Raw genomic sequence first — 19,294 nt, 5'->3', positions numbered from 1 at the left:
TTGTACTTTGAAAACTAAATACTATCTAATTTCTTTATTAACAAAACAATAAACCGAGAACACCGCGTTATTTGAGTTTTAATTAACGAATTATAATCGCTAACTCAATTAATCAGACAATCATTGATTGTTTAGGTTAAGTTATGAAGGGCGCATGGTGAATGCCTTGGTACTAGGAGCCGATGAAGGACGGGACTAACACCGATATGCTTCGGGGAGCGGTAAGTACGCTTTGATCCGGAGATTTCCGAATGGGGCAACCCAATCAGCTTAGTCGCTGATTACTTGACTAGTGAATCCATAGCTAGCAAGAGGTAGACGCAGTGAACTGAAACATCTTAGTAGCTGCAGGAAGAGAAAGAAACATCGATTCCCTGAGTAGCGGCGAGCGAAAAGGGAAGAGCCCAAACCAACAAGCTTGCTTGTTGGGGTTGTAGGACTGAACATTAGAGTTACCAAAGTGCGACGTAGTCGCAACAGTTGGGAAGCTGTGCCATAGAGGGTGAGAGCCCCGTAGACGAAACGTCACACTCTCTGTTCAGGATCCTGAGTACGGCGGGACACGTGAAACCCCGTCGGAACCCGCGAGGACCATCTCGCAAGGCTAAATACTCCCTAGTGACCGATAGTGAACCAGTACCGTGAGGGAAAGGTGAAAAGCACCCCGGAAGGGGAGTGAAATAGTTCCTGAAACCATGTGCCTACAAGCTGTCGGAGCCCGTTAATGGGTGACGGCGTGCCTCTTGCAGAATGAACCGGCGAGTTACGATTGCATGCAAGGTTAAGGTGGAAAAACCGGAGCCGTAGCGAAAGCGAGTCTTAAATGGGCGTAAGAAGTATGTAGTTGTAGACCCGAAACCAGGTGACCTACCCATGTCCAGGTTGAAGGTGCGGTAAAGCGCACTGGAGGACCGAACCCGTGTCAGTTGAAAATGGCTGGGATGAGGTGTGGGTAGCGGTGAAATTCCAAACGAACTTGGAGATAGCTGGTTCTCTCCGAAATCTCTTTAGGGGGAGCCTTGAGGTAAAGAATCGTGGAGGTAGAGCTACTGTTTGGACAAGGGGCCCGTCATGGGTTACCAACTTCAGATAAACTCCGAATGCCATCGATTTATACTCAGGAGTCAGACGATGAGTGATAAGATCCACCGTCGAAAGGGGAACAGCCCAGATCACCAGTTAAGGTCCCTAAATATATGCTAAGTGGAAAAGGATGTGGAGTTGCATAGACAACTAGGATGTTGGCTTAGAAGCAGCCACCATTTAAAGAGTGCGTAATAGCTCACTAGTCGAGTGATCCTGCGCCGAAAATGTACCGGGGCTAAGCATATTACCGAAACTGTGGATGTGCACTACGTGCACGTGATAGGAGAGCGTTCTAAGGGCGGCGAAGTCAGACCGTGAGGACTGGTGGAGCGCTTAGAAGTGAGAATGCCGGTATGAGTAGCGAAAGACAGGTGAGAATCCTGTCCACCGAATGACTAAGGTTTCCTGGGGAAGGCTCGTCCTCCCAGGGTAAGTCGGGACCTAAGCCGAGGCCGAGAGGCGTAGGCGATGGATAACAGGTTGAGATTCCTGTACCAGTTAACTGCGTTTGACGATGGAGGGACGCAGGAGGCTAAGCAAACCGTACGACTGGAAGAGTACGGCCAAGCAGTAAGTCAGGATGTGAGTCAAATGTTTACATCCGTGTTGACAAGCTGTGATGGGGAGCGAAATTACAGTAGCGAAGTTGCCGATGTCACACTGCCGAGAAAAGCTTCTAAGGAGTAGTTAACTGCCCGTACCGCAAACCGACACAGGTAGTCGAGGAGAGAATCCTAAGGTGAGCGAGAGAACTCTCGTTAAGGAACTCGGCAAAATGACCCCGTAACTTCGGGAGAAGGGGTGCTGGCCGCAAGGCCAGCCGCAGTGAATAGGCCCAGGCGACTGTTTATCAAAAACACAGGTTTCTGCAAAATCGTAAGATGAAGTATAGGGGCTGACGCCTGCCCGGTGCTGGAAGGTTAAAAGGATGGGTTAGCTTCGGCGAAGCTCAGAATTGAAGCCCCAGTAAACGGCGGCCGTAACTATAACGGTCCTAAGGTAGCGAAATTCCTTGTCGGGTAAGTTCCGACCCGCACGAAAGGCGTAACGATCTGGGCGCTGTCTCAACGAGAGACTCGGTGAAATTGAAATCCCTGTGAAGATGCAGGGTACCCGCGACAGGACGGAAAGACCCCATGGAGCTTTACTGTAGCTTGATATTGAGTGTTTGTACTGCTTGTACAGGATAGGTAGGAGCCGTAGAAGTCGGGACGCTAGTTTCGACAGAGGCGCTGGTGGGATACTACCCTTGCAATATGACCACTCTAACCCGCAGCACTGAACGTGCTGGGAGACAGTGTCAGGTGGGCAGTTTGACTGGGGCGGTCGCCTCCTAAAAGGTAACGGAGGCGCCCAAAGGTTCGCTCAGTATGGTTGGAAATCATGCGCAGAGTGTAAAGGCACAAGCGAGCTTGACTGCGAGACAGACAGGTCGAGCAGGGACGAAAGTCGGGCTTAGTGATCCGGTGGTTCCGTATGGAAGGGCCATCGCTCAACGGATAAAAGCTACCCTGGGGATAACAGGCTTATCTCCCCCAAGAGTCCACATCGACGGGGAGGTTTGGCACCTCGATGTCGGCTCATCGCATCCTGGGGCTGTAGTCGGTCCCAAGGGTTGGGCTGTTCGCCCATTAAAGCGGTACGCGAGCTGGGTTCAGAACGTCGTGAGACAGTTCGGTCCCTATCCGTCGCGGGCGTAGGAAATTTGAGAGGACCTGTCCTTAGTACGAGAGGACCGGGATGGACATACCGCTGGTGTACCAGTTGTTCCGCCAGGAGCACCGCTGGGTAGCTATGTATGGACGAGATAAACGCTGAAAGCATCTAAGTGTGAAACTCGCCTCGAGATGAGATTTCCCATTTCCTTCGGGAAAGTAAGACCCCTCAGAGATGATGAGGTAGATAGGATGGAAGTGGAAGTGCCGTGAGGCATGGAGCGGACCATTACTAATCGGTCGAGGACTTAACCAAGGAGCGGTCAGGTTTATTGAAAGAGAAGAGATAGGATTTAGTTTTGAGAGCACAAGCTCTCGTCCGAAGGGACAAAGAGTGTGGTGATGATGGCTTGAAGGATACACCTGTACCCATGCCGAACACAGAAGTTAAGCTTCAACACGCCGAAAGTAGTTGGGGGATCGCTCCCTGCGAGGATAGGACGTTGCCACGCAAACTAGAACGTGGACCGGTTAAACGATTCGCGTCTTTTATTTAATAACAGTTTCTGGTATAATCAATTAGGAATTGTTATTATGCTGACTTAGCTCAGTTGGCAGAGCACGTCACTAGTAATGATGAGGTCGGAGGTTCGAATCCTCTAGTCAGCACTATAAAAACTTACAAGGTTTATTAGTCCTTGATATATCAACGTTTTACGAAGATGTATCAAGGATTATTTTTGTTTATTTAAGAATATCATGCACACAGCTATGCACACAGAAAAAGTGTGTGCATGAGCTTGCATCGAGAGATTGCCGAAACTATTGATTTAATAGGCTTTATAGCAGATTTTTTGTGTGCATTTATCTATTTTTGTTGGTGATGGCACAGATGCTCGAATAGTTGGTGTACCATTACCAACAAAAATAGGGGGCATTAAAGTATTGAAAGGAATGAATTAATTAAATGACCCTTGACTTTTTATCGCGTATTGAAAAAAAGATTTCCCTAGTAACAGGATTGTCAATCTTCGATATTATTTATGCAATTGACTTAATTGCAATTTTTATAGGTGCCAATAAATTTTCATTAAATTCAGAAATATTTAATTGGGGAGGATTAAACATAGGCGATTTATTTTATGATGTTGGAATGTTAATATATTCTAACAATGCGCCAATTATTGGCATAATATTTTGCGTTGTAATTGTACTTATGGCCCTTGGGGCTGATAATGATAAGATGACTAAAGTATTAGATTTATTGCCCAAAGAAGTTGAATATACTGATAATACGGTAGGTGGATATAATCCATATGTAGCTATAAAGAGACTACTTAATTTAATGTGGTTTATATATCATAATTTATGGATTGTTTTTTTGACATTAGTAATCTTAACTGGTAAATTTCAGTTATATATAACAAATATTAGCATGGAAAATAGTGAGGCTGTTTATTATTTGTTATTGATATTTAATTTTATTTATTTGCTATTCTTATTAGTAAAGCGATTATTTTATTATCGCATTCCTAGGTATCTCCATCACAAAAAAATCGACGACATAAATAATAAATCCCACTACTTGATAATTAATCAGTTTGAGTTTAAAGGTACTCATTATTATTTTGTTAAAGATTTATTGCTAGATAATCCCTTATTCTATTTTGCAAAAGAAGAAGATTTAGGATTTGCAAATAAAATGACTATAATCGTAAATAGTTCAAGCAACTTTGAGGAAATAAAGTATGAATTTGATGCTGAGATGAAGTATAGAGGCTTAGATAGGATTAGTAAATTGACAGCTGAATTGTCTACTTTCTTAAAACGTAATGATGATTTATCTTAGTCATTCCCGTCATATTAGTTTTTGGTTATATTTTCAGTATAAAAGGAAGTCCTGAGGCGATGAGGCAATATTGAATGCTTACAATATACTTAAGGCAACAATACTACTTTTTAAGTTTTGTAGTATTGTTGCCCCTTTTAATTTTCTTCCATATTATCAGCAATAATATCAACAGTTAATTGATGATGATTTTCTGGGGTATAGAATTCTTGCTTTAATTCAGAAAGTGTTGTTGTATGTTCAACCATTTTTTGCTTATAAGCTGGTGTATCATCACTATGATCTAATGTCCAATAGGTGACATTATTACCATCAATTTGGTATTGAACATCACCATCAGAACCATAACCAACAGTTCTTCTCCCATTATCAGCAGTTGATAGTTCCATACTTGCAGTGTTATTGTCAGATACATCTAAAGTATTGAAGCCATTGGCTTTAGCATAGATAAGAACAGCTTCAGTCTTTTCATCAAGGTCAGTTGGGGCTGCTTGTTGACTGCTATTAGTGGTATCAGTATCTTTGTTCAAGCTAAACTTAGTAATTACTTTATCAATCTCACCTTTTTGGTTAGTATACTTATTTGCTAATTCTTGCTTTGTGTAGGTTTTGCTACCGTTCTTGTCACCCATACCAGAACCGTCAGTATTTTCGTCATATTTGACGGTTACATTGTCGTCATTGACACTAACATTAGTAGAATGCCCCATTGGAAATACTCCAAAGGTATAAGTATTACCATTCTTGGTAATCTTCATACCCTCATTATCACCAGTGCTTCTAGTGGTATTTGCTAATTTCGAAGCGCTAGTTTGGCTAAGCATTAGATATCCCATGACTCCATATTCGTTGTTATTGAACTTATAAGATTGGGGTTTAGATGAACTACTTGAAACTTTTTTAGTTGTTTTAACACTGCTAGAAGTGTTTTTGGTACTTGAAGATTGATTGCCGCAGGCGGCTAATGATAGTGCAATCATTACAGTGCTGGCAATAACAAGTCTTTTTTTCATAAATACTCCTCCAAATATTAAATAACATTATAGTTGTACTTAAATCATCATAATAGTTGTAGTCAAATAAGACAAGATAAAAAGCAGGTACTACGAAATTACGAAAATCGTAGTACCTGCTTTATTCAGGAATTATTACTCTTTGTCAAGGTTTATTAATCCTAAAACATTTTTTGAAACCTGTTCAGCTTGCTTTTCATCCATTGCATTTAATGCTTGCCAAAGTTTCTTTTGATAAAATCCCATTTCAGCTTCATAAGTTGAGCCATGCATTAGTTTATCCATACTTGTCTTAAGTACCTCCGCTATATATGATAGCGTCTTAGCACTGACATTATTAGCTGTTCCAACTTCCAAACGTGAAATATAGTTAATAGATAATCCAGTTTGGTTGGAAAGCTGTTCTTGTGTGATGCCAAGCTCATGACGCCTGGCTCTGATGTTAGCTCCTAGATTATTCATTTTGAAGCCCTCATTTCATTGTTTATTTCTAGGATATTGAAGAAATACTAATAAAATAAGGCACTGTACTTATTGTTTATATCAATTTATACGCATATATAATCACAAGTACAAAAATAATGTAATTATAGTGGTAAAAGGTGTTATAATTACTCCTGTATTAAGTTGATATATTCAAGAAAAAGTTACGTTGAATACATTATATCTACACTCAATGCAACGTAGCTTTTAGGAAAATTGTAGAATTATCAACGAATTAAATAAAAAAACACCTTCATTCTGAAGGCGGGGGAGTAATTAGTATGATGAAAGAACACATTAATTTCAACACTGTTGCTAAGGAACACAAGAAGCTATACAAATCAGGTAAGACATGGATGGCTGCCACATTAATGACAGTAGGACTTGCTGGTGGAGCAATGTTAGCAGGAACAACTACTGCTAACGCTGATGAAGTAACACCAGTTCAAAGTACAGGTACTATTCAAGCTGGTCAACAAGCAACTGATCCAGAACTTGCTAATGCACAATCAGATGCCCAAAAGCAACAATCAACTATTGATAGTGCTAATGCTCAATTAAAGGATCAACAAAACCAATTGAGTGAAGCGCAAGGTCAACAAAGTTCTGCTCAACAAGAACTTGATCAAGCTAAGCAAGCACAACAAGCTGCTACTCAAAATGATCCAGCAGTTAAGCAAGCTCAAGCAGATGTGAACCAAGCACAGCAACAAGTTGATAATCAACAACAAGTAATTAATGATGCGCAAACTGCACTAAACAACGATAGCCAAAACATCCAAAGTGCTACCAGTGCTGTAAGTCAAGCTAGTCAAGCAGTTGACCAAGCACGCCAAACTGCTACAGATGCCATTAACCAAGCTGCAGCACAACAAGCTAATGAAGCTCAAAATAAAATTGACCAGCTTGAAAGCCAAGGTAAGGCTCAAGCTAGTCAAAACTTAGATAATCAGATTAACAATGTTAGTGGTCAAGTAACAGACACACAAAATAATGTAAATAATACTAATTCAAAGATTAGTGACTTACAAGGTCAAGTAAAGGATTTGCAGGATCAAGAAAAGAATACTCAAACTGATCCTAATATTAAGACAGTGCCTAATGGGGTAATTGATACTTCCAAGAGTTTGTTGGAAAATGCTAGTCGGAATAATTTATGGATGAGTGCAGATAGAAGTCAAGACAATGGTAATATTATTCCACAAAATATTTATGTTTCACCAGATAACGATAAAACTGCACTAGATCCATACGCAAACATTGGCAATGCTAGTGGCTCACAATATGATAATTACTTTAATACTAATTTTGACTTAGTAAATCAAAATACTGGTATGACTGACGCACAAAAGCAAGAGTTAGCTATCCTTATGCTGAATGAAATTAACCATGCTCGTGAACAACGAGGTTTAAAGCCATTCACCATGAGTGAACAAAAGTATCAACAAGCACAAGTGCGAGCAAGTCAGCAAAGTGCTAATGGACTTGAACATAATGAAAATGACATTATTTCTGCTTTTGGGCGTGATCAATATGAATGTTTAGCATATATTCCTACTAATGGTGGAAGTAACATGCTTTCCTTGCTTTATAATGCTGCAGGAACACTTGGTAATATGTTGGATGCTGATGCATCTAGTGATTGGGGACATCGAGAAAACTTCCTCGAAGACACTGGTGATCTAAATTATGATGCAGCCTTTGGTTTCCACCTTACGGATGATGGCCAATACTACGTATTAACCTTTGATTATGATGGTCCTGCACGTAACAACACTCCAAATATGATGGATCGCATTGCACAATACCAAGCAATGGGGCCAATTACTGGTGATGCTAAGACTGTTGATAACAGTGCTAAGATTAACAATTTGAATAATCAAATCACTAACCTTCAAAACGCTTTATCCAGTCAACAATCACATTTGCAAGATTTAAATACCCAACTTCAAAACTTGCAAGCACAAAAAGCTAATGTTCAATTTGACTTGAACCAATTAAGTTCAGACCAACAAACTGAATACAATAATGCTAAGGAAACATTAGCTACAGTAAATGATTGGAAGCAAGGACAATTATCTAATCTTGATAGCAACAGTAATGTTCAAGACGCTTTGAACAAGTTAAGTTCGGCTAAGAACAATCTTGAAAGTGCAAAGCAAACTCAAAGTGAAGATGAAGCTAAGTTACAACAAGCCAAGGATGGTTTAGCAAGTTTGAACCAAGTATTAGCTACCAAGAAATCTACTCTTGATAATGCAGAACAAACAGCTAATGCAAGTGCTAATCAAGCAGTAAAAGATGCACAAGCCAAGTTAGACACTATTAATGGTAAGATTGCTGATCTGCAAAATGCTATTGAAGCTACAAAGTCAACTATCAGTAATGCTCAAGCACAACTTGATAAGGACAATCAAAAGATTGCTGACATCAAGAACGGTTCACATACTACTAAGCCTGATACTGGTAAAGATGAAGGTAACAAGGGTACTACAACCCCAACAGATCCAAACAAGGATGATAACAAGGGTAGTGAAACTACTAACCCAACCAATCCTGTTAAGCCAGATGATGGTAAGAAAGATGATAATCAAGGTACTACTCCAGTTGAACCATCTAAGCCAAGCGATGGTAATAAGAATAATGTAACACCATCTGATCCAAATAAGGATAATAAGGGTAGTGAAACTACCAATCCTACTACACCATCTAACCCAACAACTCCTGCACAACCAGATACAGGTAATGCAAGCATTAGTGGTCAAGCTGGTCACAAGCCTGCCACATCAGATAAAGGTAGTGAAGTATCTGATAACAATACTACTAAGCCAACCATTGTATTACCAACTACTGATAAAGAAAATGGTTCAGCAGTTTCTGGTGCACAAGGACAAAATACAACTATGACTCGTGAACAATATAAAGCGCAACAAGCTAAATTGCCACAAACAGGTAATAATGACAGTAAAGCAGTGATTGCACTAGGAATATTAGCTGGTATGTTTGGCTTTGGATTGGTTACTAAAGGCAAAAGGGAATTTTAATTAGACTAATGAAGTATTAGGCTTAATATACTTACTTATTCTTTCTTAAAATAGAGCAATGAGATGTTGAATTATGTGTTCTTTCGCTACATCTCATTGCTTTTATTTAATACAAGTTTTCAGTAAGGTGGATAACTAGTAATGAATAAAATTAGTGAAAAAATTAACTATTAAAAATACTGATAAGATAGATGTTCCAGTTACAGAGTTAGAAAATAAAAATATATCAATATTTGATATGGTTAGTAGTCAACAGATTAAAATTGATGATTGTGCTCATAAACCTAAAAAAGGTTAAAAATATTACTGCTTTATGTGTTCACGCTAAAAAATTTTTTTGAATAAATCTTTTTTAATTAGAATAAGTTTGTTGAGGTGAATAACTTTAACAAAAAATTTAAAAAAGGATAGGTAAGATAAATGTTACGAAAACATTTCCACGAAACCTATATGGTTTCATTAATCCAATTCTTAAAGAATTGGGAATATCTGTTAGCTATGAACGACAAAGCAAAAAAGACAATCACTCTTAAGCGAGGTAACAAAATTGTTGCTACCGTATTTACTCCTTATACTTTTGAAAAAACTGATGCCGAGATTGAGAAGTTGGAAGCAACTCATCAAGCAGACCAGTTTAAGATTAAGAATTTAAGAAAAGAAAATGAAATTCTTAAAGCTCGTCTTGAATTGTTAGAAAAATTAAATAGAACTAACAACGATCCATTTGAATAAACAAAAACACTTAGCGACTGAGATTGCTAAGTGTTTTTTGTTGCTACTAATTTTCTTGTGCTTTACGGTTATTTTCCATTTCATGGAAGCAGAAATTGATTCCTTTAGCATAATCAATACCTGTACGATCAAAAACATTGTCAGTCAAAGGATAGCCATAATAAATACATAGGTTTTCGATTGTATCCATGCTATTTCCTAAGATTCTAAATGAATCAGCTAAATCAATAATCGTTTTATTTGCTAAGTTAATACCTTGCTTTTCTAAAAAGGAAGTTGAGCCATAGAAGGTTATAAGCGTCTCTGAGCTATCAAATATCTTTTGGATCTCTTTCCTCGACTCTTCAAATAGAGGCTCCTTAATGAGGCTCTCCGGCATGATGCCGTTGATGTTACTATCCCAGTAATCCACCTGTTTAGTATCAAATTTACGATTGAATAATACTTGGTTATTAGGATCAATAATTGTTAGGCGGATTATTTCATCTAAAGAGGCAGGACCAGTAAGATCAATCCAATAGATTAGTTCTTTATTCTTCATTTTAATCACCTCGACTGGCATTGTAACTCTGATGATTAGTAGAAAGCTGCTTCATTTTGATTTGTTTTTTTATCCTATAAAGAGTTGATTTTGACAAATGAAATTTTAATTGCGTTTCACCATAAGTATGGGCTTGAAGATACTTATATGCTTGCCGGTATAAGGGTGTGATAACACGTTTGTTGCGACCGCCAGTATTTAAGGTAGCTTGATACTTCTTCTGTTTGATGGCTTTAGAAATATTTTGACTACGAAGATAATCAAGATAGTTAAGGTGAGCTAATTGAGAAGCAAGTATCCAATTACTAGAATCACTATCATCACTTAAATCCATATCACTAGACTCAATTATTAAGCCTTTATCTTCAACAATATACATAAGACAGCAAAGTTCTCGAACATTACTATAAAGACATGTTAGGGTAGGGACTACTAGAACATCCCCTTCTTGTGCAATAGTATTAAGAAATTTACGAAGCTGATATCGGTCTTTATTATTTTTTCTAAATACATCAGCAAAACAATTTTCGTGAGGAACTCCCATACTCAGAAGGATGGTAGCTTGATACTTGAAACTGTCCTCTTTACTGATTTTATCTTTTAAAAATCCTGAAACATAACCATATTTAGTCATGGTGATTGTCACTCCTTTTTTATTAGGTAGTGGTAATCTAATAAAAAAACTGTCCAGCTTCATTTGAAGTTGGACAATGGTGGGAGGAATAAGGCATGAAAAATAATATCAAGGGTTGATGATAAAGAGTATATTATTTTGCTACTGCTCTTAGTTAAAAGTGCAGTTTTTGGTGCAATTTTGATGAAATAGGGTGACACTTAAGTCGATAAATTAACACCAATTTCTTAAACAAAAATTAGGCATGAATTCTTAATATTAAAATAGTGCAGGAAAATGATGCGTATTCAACACTTTTAATTGCACCATACTTAATCCTTACTGGCAGTAAGAATTAGAGTGGATTTTCTTGGCAAAATAATGGAATTTAGTGCAACTAAGTGAAATTACTATAAACATTGTCATATCAAGGTTAAGAAGCTAAAAGTGTAAAAGTGCAATTTCCTTGAGAACTCATCTTATATTGATAAATTTTAAGAGAAAATAAAGAGTAAATAGATAATTAATAGTGTTAATAGTAATAATTAAAGTAATATATATTGATTCTGATTTAATATTTGCACTTTTACACTTTTGATAAGAAGTGATAAGTCAATCTTTAATCTTCACAATAACAAAACCGCCAATAAAAAAAGGTTAATGAGATTGCTCGTCATCATTGATCTGTTTTTTGATTCTTTGAAGTGTAGAAATAGAAATATTGAAAGCCTTAGAAGTATCTTTATAGGTATGATCTAAAAGGTAGCTATAAGCTGCTTTGTAGTGAGGAGTGATTAATCTTTTTGGACGCCCTTCATGGTAATTTTTCTTATGCAATCTAGCATATCGTTTACCTTCTTGCGTTCTATCAACGATCATATCCCTTTCCATTTCCGCAACTGCCAAAAGGATAGTTTTAACCAATCTACCAATGGTGCTGTTTTCAAGTAAACCTATATTTAATACATTGAATTTAACCCCTTTGTTCATTAATGGATCAAGAACATTGAGTGCTTCTCTTGTGTTCCTTGCTAATCGATCTAATTTGGTAACGGTAATAGTGTCACCAGGCTTTACTAATTTTATTAGCTTGTCAAATTGTGGCCTGCTAGTAGTAGTTCCAGTGAATTTCTCTGCCAATATTTTATCTGCGCCAGCACTCTTTAATTGATTAATTTGATCAGCTAACGATTGTCCCTTAGTAGAGACCCTTGCATAACCAAACTGTGTCATTTTTTATCACTACTTTCTGATTAAAGTTGATGAACACAGTTTAACTCCGCTGTTAGTAGATCTAAAGTCTTATCCAGAAACTTAAAAGTTGATGAATAATTACCATTTATTTAAAAATCTGGCGAATAAAAAAACCGTTCTTCGGGCTAGAAGAACGGAAATATTATCTTAAGAAAAATTTAATAATTTTGTTTATGTTAACTCATTTGTTTTTCTTATTCAAAAAAAGTATCAACGTAATAACAGCTTGAAATCAGCTTTTATAGCACTTTTTAAAGATATAATAATAATTAACTTTAATTATTATTATATCTTTAATAGGGTAGATTGTCAATCAGAGGCTATTTACTTTTTTTAAATTAGAGGTATTATAATAAATAATAATTAATTAATAAATAATTAATTATTATTTAAACTAAAAAAGTTTTCATGTTACCACTGGCTAGTGAAACAGAAAACTTTAACCTTAACCTTAACCTTAATTTTAACTATTCTTAACAGTCAAAACTGAAAATAATATATAAATATATTCACTACCAATGCATATATTTATATACACTATTATTATAACCTTTATTCTAAATAAAGGCAAGTTTAGTATACCCTTTTTCAGTTTTACTGTTTTGAAAAACTTGGAAAGGGGTATTTTCTTTTGGTAAAAATTAAAAAGAAAAATGGGATTATGTATTGGCCTAGTACGCCTAAGTTTCTCTTAATGGCAGAACAGCTGCATTTAACGCCAGATTTTAATCATCGACCAGAAACTATGGATGAAGAGCACGAAAATATTAAGTTACTGCCTCCACAGTTACTATCATCTTTGGTTGCGACAGGACCGTATGAAGGTTATCAAAAGGAACGGCTTAATTTTACCAACAATGGTATTTACCAATATATAAAGTGCATAGCACGTAATGTAGCTCAAATTGATGTCCACTCGTTACTACCAACTATGGCTTATCAATTAGGATTATTGGATGAGGGGCATAAAAAATTATTTTTGGAAAAAAAGGAAATTGAGGCGGATACTCATTATCCTAAAAATAAACGATTGGTTGCAAAAAGAAGAAGAATAAAGCTTCAACTAAATAAGTATTGCTCAACAATTGGCGAAACGAAAGTAGAACACAGCATTAATCGTTTTAAGGCTATGTATAGTGGAATGAATATGGTCTTCGATATGCTGAATTATTGGGGACTATCCAATGTAATCAATTGTGTTAACGATGGATTTATTGTTACTAACTTTAACGAAGAGAAATTTGAGCAATTTAAAGAAAAGTATAGCAAGAAAATTAAGTATCTAACATTTTCAATTAAGCAATATGATTATTGTCTTGTAAAAAATGATTTGGAATACCTTCTTATCAATAACGATGGGGATTACAAATGTCGTAATCGTCAATTTGGGCAAAATAGTGTTTACGAATTGTTGACAGGCAAATCGCTTAAGTATGAAACGGTTAGTTTTGATGGAAAAGCATTGTTGGAAGCGGAACGTATTGAAAAAGAGGCTATGGAAGTATGCAAGAATTTATTTTTGAAAACCAATCATTAAACGGAAATGTCAAACCTATGAAAAAGATTTCCAAAAAATTGGATGAAATATTAGAAGATGCAGGTTTTTTAGACGTTAACAGTAAGACATTTAACATGCATTACTATACTTTTTCAATTGATAAAAAAAGCAGTAAGAATGTTAAGCCTTACATTAATGAATTTACAAAAACATCATTACTTAATCAAGTTTTTATGTCTAAAACTAAGATTGATGATCGAATTAACCTGTTTGGACAAACTATAGTTGCAATTGAAATTGATGATATTGATGAGTTCTTAAAAAAACATCCCAACTATACTTTAGCTAATTTAATACCAGTTACAATCGAATCTATTAATGGAGATAAGATTGATGAATGGTTAGATAATTTTATTGAGAACAATAAAATTAACTTAGTTAAAAACATTTACTTTTATAATGAATTGGCAATGGTATTGCAGATATGGGCTGTTGAACATGATATGGATGCTAATAATTTAGTGAAGCAACTCTATAATGCTGTGAAATATAACACGTTGAGGAAGCAAATTATTGCTGAAAAAGTGTATAACGATCCTCAAACAATTCTTGTGGGTAATCAGCTTATGGCACTGAATGAGAACCATATTTATACTGCAGAACCAACTGTTATCAATAATGTTATTGATAGATATTTGCCTAGGGCAAAGTTTGATAATATTATGAATGCTCGGAAAAATGTCCATGCGCAATTATTAAATTCAAGGTTTAAAAATGAAGTATTAGATGATGGTTTTAAATCACAAAATCAATCCATCATGATTAAACCGAATGGTAATATCCAAATTTCATCGCCATTAGTAGGAAAAATGGAAAACCATGTCAATGTTGATTACGTTGACATGGAGAAGAATTCAGAATTGAAAAATAGTGAAGAATATAAACAAGTAATCCAATTTCTAACTCATATTAGCGGTGGTAAATTAGAACAAATATTATATATGCTTGGTTTTATTCCATTGCAAAACACGGGTATTGTAGCTAAAGCACGGAGTTTCTTCATCCTATTAGGAGTTCCTGGCGCTGGTAAAACTGTCTTGGCTAGTTTGTTGGAGAAAATTTTTAATAATCCAGAAAGCAGTTCTTCATGTATCTTGGTCTCGGAACCCAATGTAAATAAGGCATTAACTGATCCTAATCTAATTGATGCCAATGATGTCAAAAAAGGACAGCTTACGTTATGGTTTGACGATTATCAAACCAATTCACAAAGTAATGCTATTTCCTATAAAACTGGGACTACTATTAACGGGATCACGAGTGGTAAGAGGGTGTCTGGAGCAGCCAAGTTCAAACAGTACCATGATGTGAAGTTACCATCATTAATTGTGATTGCCACTAACGTGTTGCCACAGATTCGCCAGTTAGGAACGGCAGATCGAGTGTTTGTGTTTAACTGCAATAACAAGTTATATGATGATGTTGAAATTCCTGATGAAGATATTGCAACTTGGCTTAATAATCAAAAAGTTCAAGAAGTGATATTCTCCTTAATTATCAAGTATGCGTCTAAACTTGTGACGATGAGCAAACAAGATTTGGACTTGATTTTCAGTGAAGAGAATTCTGCTCAGAATAGTCTATCTAACATTAATTCATCGCTTTTAGAGTTTCTTGAAGCTCAACATATTACATGTCCTTTTGATCTAATTGGAATGGGGACAAGTACCTTATTTGAAACTTACAAGGATCATACTCATATGGTTGCCGCGTCATATCGTACATTTAAAGATCAGATAAAATCATTGGGGCTTGATTTTCAGAGGAAGCATTTTAAGGGAAACTATTATAGTAACGTTATTGTATCAGGCAATAAGGTTCTTGATAACAGAAAAATGAAAGATATGTTCACGAGATATGACGCCTTACCAGATAAATTATTCAACTATAAAACGTCTTCTGATATGTATACGTTACAACATTGGCATGAAAATTTTGCAATTTACAGAGAAGAACAAAGTAAAAATAAACAAATTTCTAAACTCTTTGTTCCTTTTAATTTTAATGAATAATGTTAGGAGAAAAAATAATGGAATATCAAGCAATTAATGTTAAACAAGAATTCTTTTTAAAATATTTTGTCAAGGTAAATGAGATGGGTAATGCTAAACAGTTACCAATTAATGTGATTAATGATGATCACTATATTGTTGGTATGTATTACCCCATTAATGCCAGCGATAAATTAAATAAAAATATTGATGAATTGATTAGAGAAATTCGAAAACTAGAAAACTATCGAAACCATAAGAGAACTAGGAAATAAAAGTATTAAAAATAAACAGGAAAATAAGAATTAATAATGATCTGCGTTACACAGAGTTATAATCCAAATCATAAGGAGGAGGCTGTTATTTATGTTTGGAAAAGAAATTTTAAATGGGAAACAGCTGTGTGAAAAACTTGGAATTAGTACAACAATTTTATATCAATTAATAGACAATGGTATGCCATATCATCAGTTAACAACAAATAGTAAGAAGTATTATATTATTGATGAAATTGAGCAATGGCTGTTACAAGCAGGCTATCATGCACATACCGTATGGGTAAAAGATTAAGTTTATTTTTTTTACAAAGCTATGGAAAGTTTATGAACTTTTCATTGCTTTTTTATCAAGGAAGCTGAGGATATTAAAATGATTAAGAAAATGACGACTGGAAGACATAAAGGAGAGTACCAAGTACGTATTCAGCCTATTAATAAAATCACCGGTAAAAGGGAAAACTGGCCAGTAGATTATGCTTCTAATCGTTCGACTGCTAAGGCATTAGAAAGACAGATGTGGGCGGACTATGAAGAAGGAATGCAGCTAGCGGATGGCAATGCAGTCTTTGCAGAGGAATTTCGAAAGTATATCAACCGCAAGAAAAATACTATTTCACCTGTTACGTATCGTGACTGGAATAATTCAGCTAATGAATTTGAAAAGTATTTTAAGAATACCAAGATTAAAGATGTTAGTGAACGATTAGTTGAACAGTTTGCTCGTGATTTTATTCATAAGCATAAAGCAACAGTTGGACGTGCAACGGTAATTGATCATCGTTTAACTCATATGAGAAGTTTCTTTAATGAATTAATTGGTAAGGTAGTAAAAGAAAATCCAGTACCCGAACAGTATTTGGATAAGTTCTTTCGTAAGAACGAATTCAGTGTTAGAAAACAACGATACCTATTTACAACTTCTGAACTTGAATTAATTAAAAAGCAGATTCAAGGTGCTCTAAATCATACTACAATAGATAAGTGGGGAACACGTTTAGCACTTTGGATCGATCTGGAAACAGGAATGCGCCCAGGCGAGATTCAAGCTTTGAAATTTAATAATCTTATCACAGAAGATGGGTATACTACTTTCAAAATTAATGATAGTTGGTCAGATTACGCTCGTAAATTTAACGGTACCCTTAAAGCGCGTCCAAAAGGATATTCGCGATGTTGTTTACCAATTTCGCAAGAATTAATTGACTTTATTGATACTTATAAAAAGGAACAAAAGAAATTTTTGAAATACCATGGATTGACTAATCCTAAAGGCTTAATCTTTCTAAACCTTCATGATTATAAGACATGTGCGAATAATATACCTATCACACAAAAAAGCATGAATGAAATGTTAAAGAAGATTTGTGGTGAGTTGAATATTAGTGGTAATGGATCGCAATTATCGATGTATTCTTTCCGACACACACTATGTACTAAATTAGCAAATAAACCAGGGATATCCTACCCTTGGGCAGCTGAAAGGATGGGAAATAGTCTTTCGATTTTCATGCGAGTATACGTTAAGGCTGACCGGGATGTAAATCAGAAAATGATGGATAATTGGATGGCATAAAAAAGGAGGCCCCAAAGCCTCTTTTTTATGTTGATTTATATAAGTAACGTATAAAAGATTGTAAAATAGTTTACAATGGTATAGAAGATTTTTAATTTTATTGATCCAGGAAGTAAGCACATGAATGAAGACAAAAATATAGAATACAAGAGCACACTAACTAATAAACTTAAAAGAGAGATTGTTAGTTTCTTAAATACTGATGGTGGCACGATATATCTTGGTGTTGACGATGAAACAAGGGAACCTTTAGAGATAACTGAAGAACAGAAGCATGAATGGGAAGAAAAACTAAACCGTTGGTACACCAATGCCTTTTATCCAACTCCGTTCAGTTTAATTGATATTCGACCTAATGATGAAGTGTTTACGATAAAAGTGAAAGCAGGAAGGCACAAACCATATGCAATAGCTAATCAAGGTTTTGATTCTGATGGTGTTTATATTAGGTTTGGAAGTTCTGCAGTTAAAGCAACAAATGAGCAAATAAAACGAATGCTTCAACAGAATAATGGGAATGATGAGTTTGATTCTGAAAAATCAGAAAATCAAGATTTATCATTCGAAGAATTACAAAAAAGGGCAAAACTGAAAGAAGTAGATTTTAGTATAAAGGCTTTACATATGCTAAAAACACCTAATGTTTATAATAATGCAGCTTTCCTAGTTAGTGATCAAAATACAACTACTACAAAGGTTGCAATTTATCAGGGCAATCATGTTATGGAGTTTAAAGACAAAAGAGAAATAACAGGTGCTCTAACTTCTCAGATAGATGAATTACTCTATTACATTAATTTAAATAATAGAACCAGAATAGAAATTGACGGAGATCCACAACGCCATGAAATAAAAGATTATCCAGGTGCTGCTATACGTGAAGCAGTAGTTAATGCTTTTGCACATAGGGACTATTTATTACATTCTACTGTAAAGGTAGAAATTTTTGATAATAGAATGGAAATCCTTTCGCCAGGTGGAATTCCAGATGGACTAACATTAGAGGAAGTTAAAGATGGTATGACTGCTGTTCGTAATCCTCAATTAGTTCATATTTTAGATAAATTGAAATACATCGAAAACTATGGGACAGGTATTCGTAGAATGTATGAAGCATACCGCAATACTGAAAAACACCCTAGCTTTGATGTTAGGCCAAATTCTTTCAAGGTCATATTGCCAAATATTAATTGGGATAAAGATGAAATATCTCAACCTCAACCTAATTCTCAAAAATTACTAGGTGTAGATTCGCAATCTGTAATGTATATTTTAAATACGTATGGAAGTCAAACGAGAAAGAGCATTCAAGAAAGATTAAATACTTCTGCATACCACGTACGTAATTTATTAAAGCAATTAATTCAAGAAGGTAAAGTTAGACAAGTCGGTAAGTCTGTCAATACTAAATATGAAAGCGTCAAAAAGCGTTAAAAAGCGTTAAAAAGCGTTAAAAAGCGTCAAAAATTTATATGGAATTAATCATAGATAGTCAATCGTTATTAAATGAATGCTGATGGGGTTGGAAAGTATTTGAGTTAAAAGACTAATTTGCTGAATGTATATTGAATCGGTCTAATTTAAAAGTCATTGGTACAAAACCAGCTAATTTTACATTGAGAAA

The 19,294-nt window shown here is 35.7% G+C and carries 15 protein-coding genes, 1 tRNA gene and 2 rRNA genes; 13 read left to right on the top strand and 5 right to left on the bottom strand.

The window, feature by feature from the left end; all coding sequences use genetic code 11:
• Nucleotides 1–134: 134 nt before the first annotated feature.
• The 4 genes from LMB57_RS09025 (at nucleotide 135) to LMB57_RS09010 (ending at nucleotide 4,590) form a co-directional block, all read left to right on the top strand.
• Nucleotides 135–3,057, top strand: a 23S ribosomal RNA gene (locus LMB57_RS09025).
• Nucleotides 3,058–3,136: 79 nt separating this feature from the next.
• Nucleotides 3,137–3,253, top strand: a 5S ribosomal RNA gene (gene rrf / locus LMB57_RS09020).
• Nucleotides 3,254–3,337: 84 nt separating this feature from the next.
• Nucleotides 3,338–3,410: transfer RNA gene (locus LMB57_RS09015), tRNA-Thr, on the top strand.
• Nucleotides 3,411–3,708: 298 nt separating this feature from the next.
• Nucleotides 3,709–4,590, top strand: coding sequence for a hypothetical protein (locus tag LMB57_RS09010; RefSeq protein WP_229278208.1), 882 nt, complete (start codon nucleotides 3,709–3,711; stop codon nucleotides 4,588–4,590).
• Between the two features lie 137 nt (nucleotides 4,591–4,727).
• On the opposite strand, the gene LMB57_RS09005 is transcribed toward LMB57_RS09010, so the two are convergent.
• Nucleotides 4,728–5,603 carry an Lreu_0056 family protein gene (locus tag LMB57_RS09005; RefSeq protein WP_229278207.1) on the bottom strand — a complete coding sequence of 292 codons (876 nt, stop codon included), beginning with the start codon at nucleotides 5,601–5,603 and terminating at the stop codon, nucleotides 4,728–4,730.
• 135 nt (nucleotides 5,604–5,738) lie between these two features.
• Nucleotides 5,739–6,065, bottom strand: coding sequence for a helix-turn-helix domain-containing protein (locus LMB57_RS09000; RefSeq protein WP_229278206.1), 327 nt, complete (start codon nucleotides 6,063–6,065; stop codon nucleotides 5,739–5,741).
• A 302-nt stretch (nucleotides 6,066–6,367) separates the two neighbouring features.
• On the opposite strand from LMB57_RS09000, the gene LMB57_RS08995 reads away from it, so the two are divergent.
• The 3 genes from LMB57_RS08995 (at nucleotide 6,368) to LMB57_RS08985 (ending at nucleotide 9,862) form a co-directional block, all read left to right on the top strand.
• Nucleotides 6,368–9,130, top strand: a complete 2,763-nt coding sequence (locus tag LMB57_RS08995; protein ID WP_229278205.1) for an SEC10/PgrA surface exclusion domain-containing protein — start codon at nucleotides 6,368–6,370, stop codon at nucleotides 9,128–9,130.
• 154 nt (nucleotides 9,131–9,284) lie between these two features.
• The gene (locus LMB57_RS08990) at nucleotides 9,285–9,428 is read left to right on the top strand and encodes a hypothetical protein (protein WP_229278204.1); all 144 of its coding nucleotides are present in this window, start codon (nucleotides 9,285–9,287) and stop codon (nucleotides 9,426–9,428) included.
• Nucleotides 9,429–9,550: 122 nt separating this feature from the next.
• Nucleotides 9,551–9,862, top strand: coding sequence for a hypothetical protein (locus LMB57_RS08985; RefSeq protein WP_182589305.1), 312 nt, complete (start codon nucleotides 9,551–9,553; stop codon nucleotides 9,860–9,862).
• 46 nt (nucleotides 9,863–9,908) lie between these two features.
• Here LMB57_RS08985 and LMB57_RS08980 read toward each other — a convergent pair whose 3' ends face one another.
• The 3 genes from LMB57_RS08980 to LMB57_RS08970 form a co-directional block, all read right to left on the bottom strand.
• Nucleotides 9,909–10,403, bottom strand: coding sequence for a hypothetical protein (locus LMB57_RS08980; protein ID WP_229278203.1), 495 nt, complete (start codon nucleotides 10,401–10,403; stop codon nucleotides 9,909–9,911).
• A 1-nt stretch (nucleotide 10,404) separates the two neighbouring features.
• Nucleotides 10,405–11,037, bottom strand: coding sequence for a recombinase family protein (locus tag LMB57_RS08975; protein ID WP_229278202.1), 633 nt, complete (start codon nucleotides 11,035–11,037; stop codon nucleotides 10,405–10,407).
• A gap of 636 nt (nucleotides 11,038–11,673) precedes the next feature.
• On the bottom strand, nucleotides 11,674–12,249 hold the full coding sequence (locus LMB57_RS08970; protein WP_229278201.1) for a recombinase family protein: 576 nt from the start codon (nucleotides 12,247–12,249) through the stop codon (nucleotides 11,674–11,676).
• Nucleotides 12,250–12,901: 652 nt separating this feature from the next.
• On the opposite strand from LMB57_RS08970, the gene LMB57_RS08965 reads away from it, so the two are divergent.
• The 6 genes from LMB57_RS08965 to LMB57_RS08940 all read left to right on the top strand — a co-directional run bounded on the left by LMB57_RS08965 (nucleotide 12,902) and on the right by LMB57_RS08940 (nucleotide 19,104).
• Entirely contained in the window at nucleotides 12,902–13,807 is a 906-nt protein-coding gene (locus LMB57_RS08965) for a hypothetical protein (protein ID WP_153705215.1), read from the top strand.
• Between the two features lie 17 nt (nucleotides 13,808–13,824).
• Complete coding sequence (locus LMB57_RS08960) at nucleotides 13,825–15,840, top strand: hypothetical protein (RefSeq protein WP_229278200.1); 2,016 nt, start codon at nucleotides 13,825–13,827, stop codon at nucleotides 15,838–15,840.
• Nucleotides 15,841–15,857: 17 nt separating this feature from the next.
• Entirely contained in the window at nucleotides 15,858–16,094 is a 237-nt protein-coding gene (locus LMB57_RS08955) for a hypothetical protein (RefSeq protein ID WP_225431619.1), read from the top strand.
• 91 nt (nucleotides 16,095–16,185) lie between these two features.
• The gene (locus LMB57_RS08950) at nucleotides 16,186–16,389 is read left to right on the top strand and encodes a helix-turn-helix transcriptional regulator (RefSeq protein ID WP_065867605.1); all 204 of its coding nucleotides are present in this window, start codon (nucleotides 16,186–16,188) and stop codon (nucleotides 16,387–16,389) included.
• 78 nt (nucleotides 16,390–16,467) lie between these two features.
• Nucleotides 16,468–17,670, top strand: a complete 1,203-nt coding sequence (locus LMB57_RS08945) for a tyrosine-type recombinase/integrase (RefSeq protein WP_229278199.1) — start codon at nucleotides 16,468–16,470, stop codon at nucleotides 17,668–17,670.
• A 120-nt stretch (nucleotides 17,671–17,790) separates the two neighbouring features.
• A complete protein-coding gene (locus LMB57_RS08940; RefSeq protein ID WP_065869099.1) occupies nucleotides 17,791–19,104 on the top strand; it encodes an ATP-binding protein in 1,314 nt (437 codons plus the stop codon).
• The last annotated feature ends 190 nt before the right edge of the window (nucleotides 19,105–19,294 follow it).

It is taken from the genome of Limosilactobacillus secundus (assembly GCF_020784695.1).
GTDB lineage: Bacteria > Bacillota > Bacilli > Lactobacillales > Lactobacillaceae > Limosilactobacillus > Limosilactobacillus reuteri_F.
Note: the sequence above shows the minus strand (reverse complement) of the source record. Positions and strands in the feature narration are given on the sequence as shown.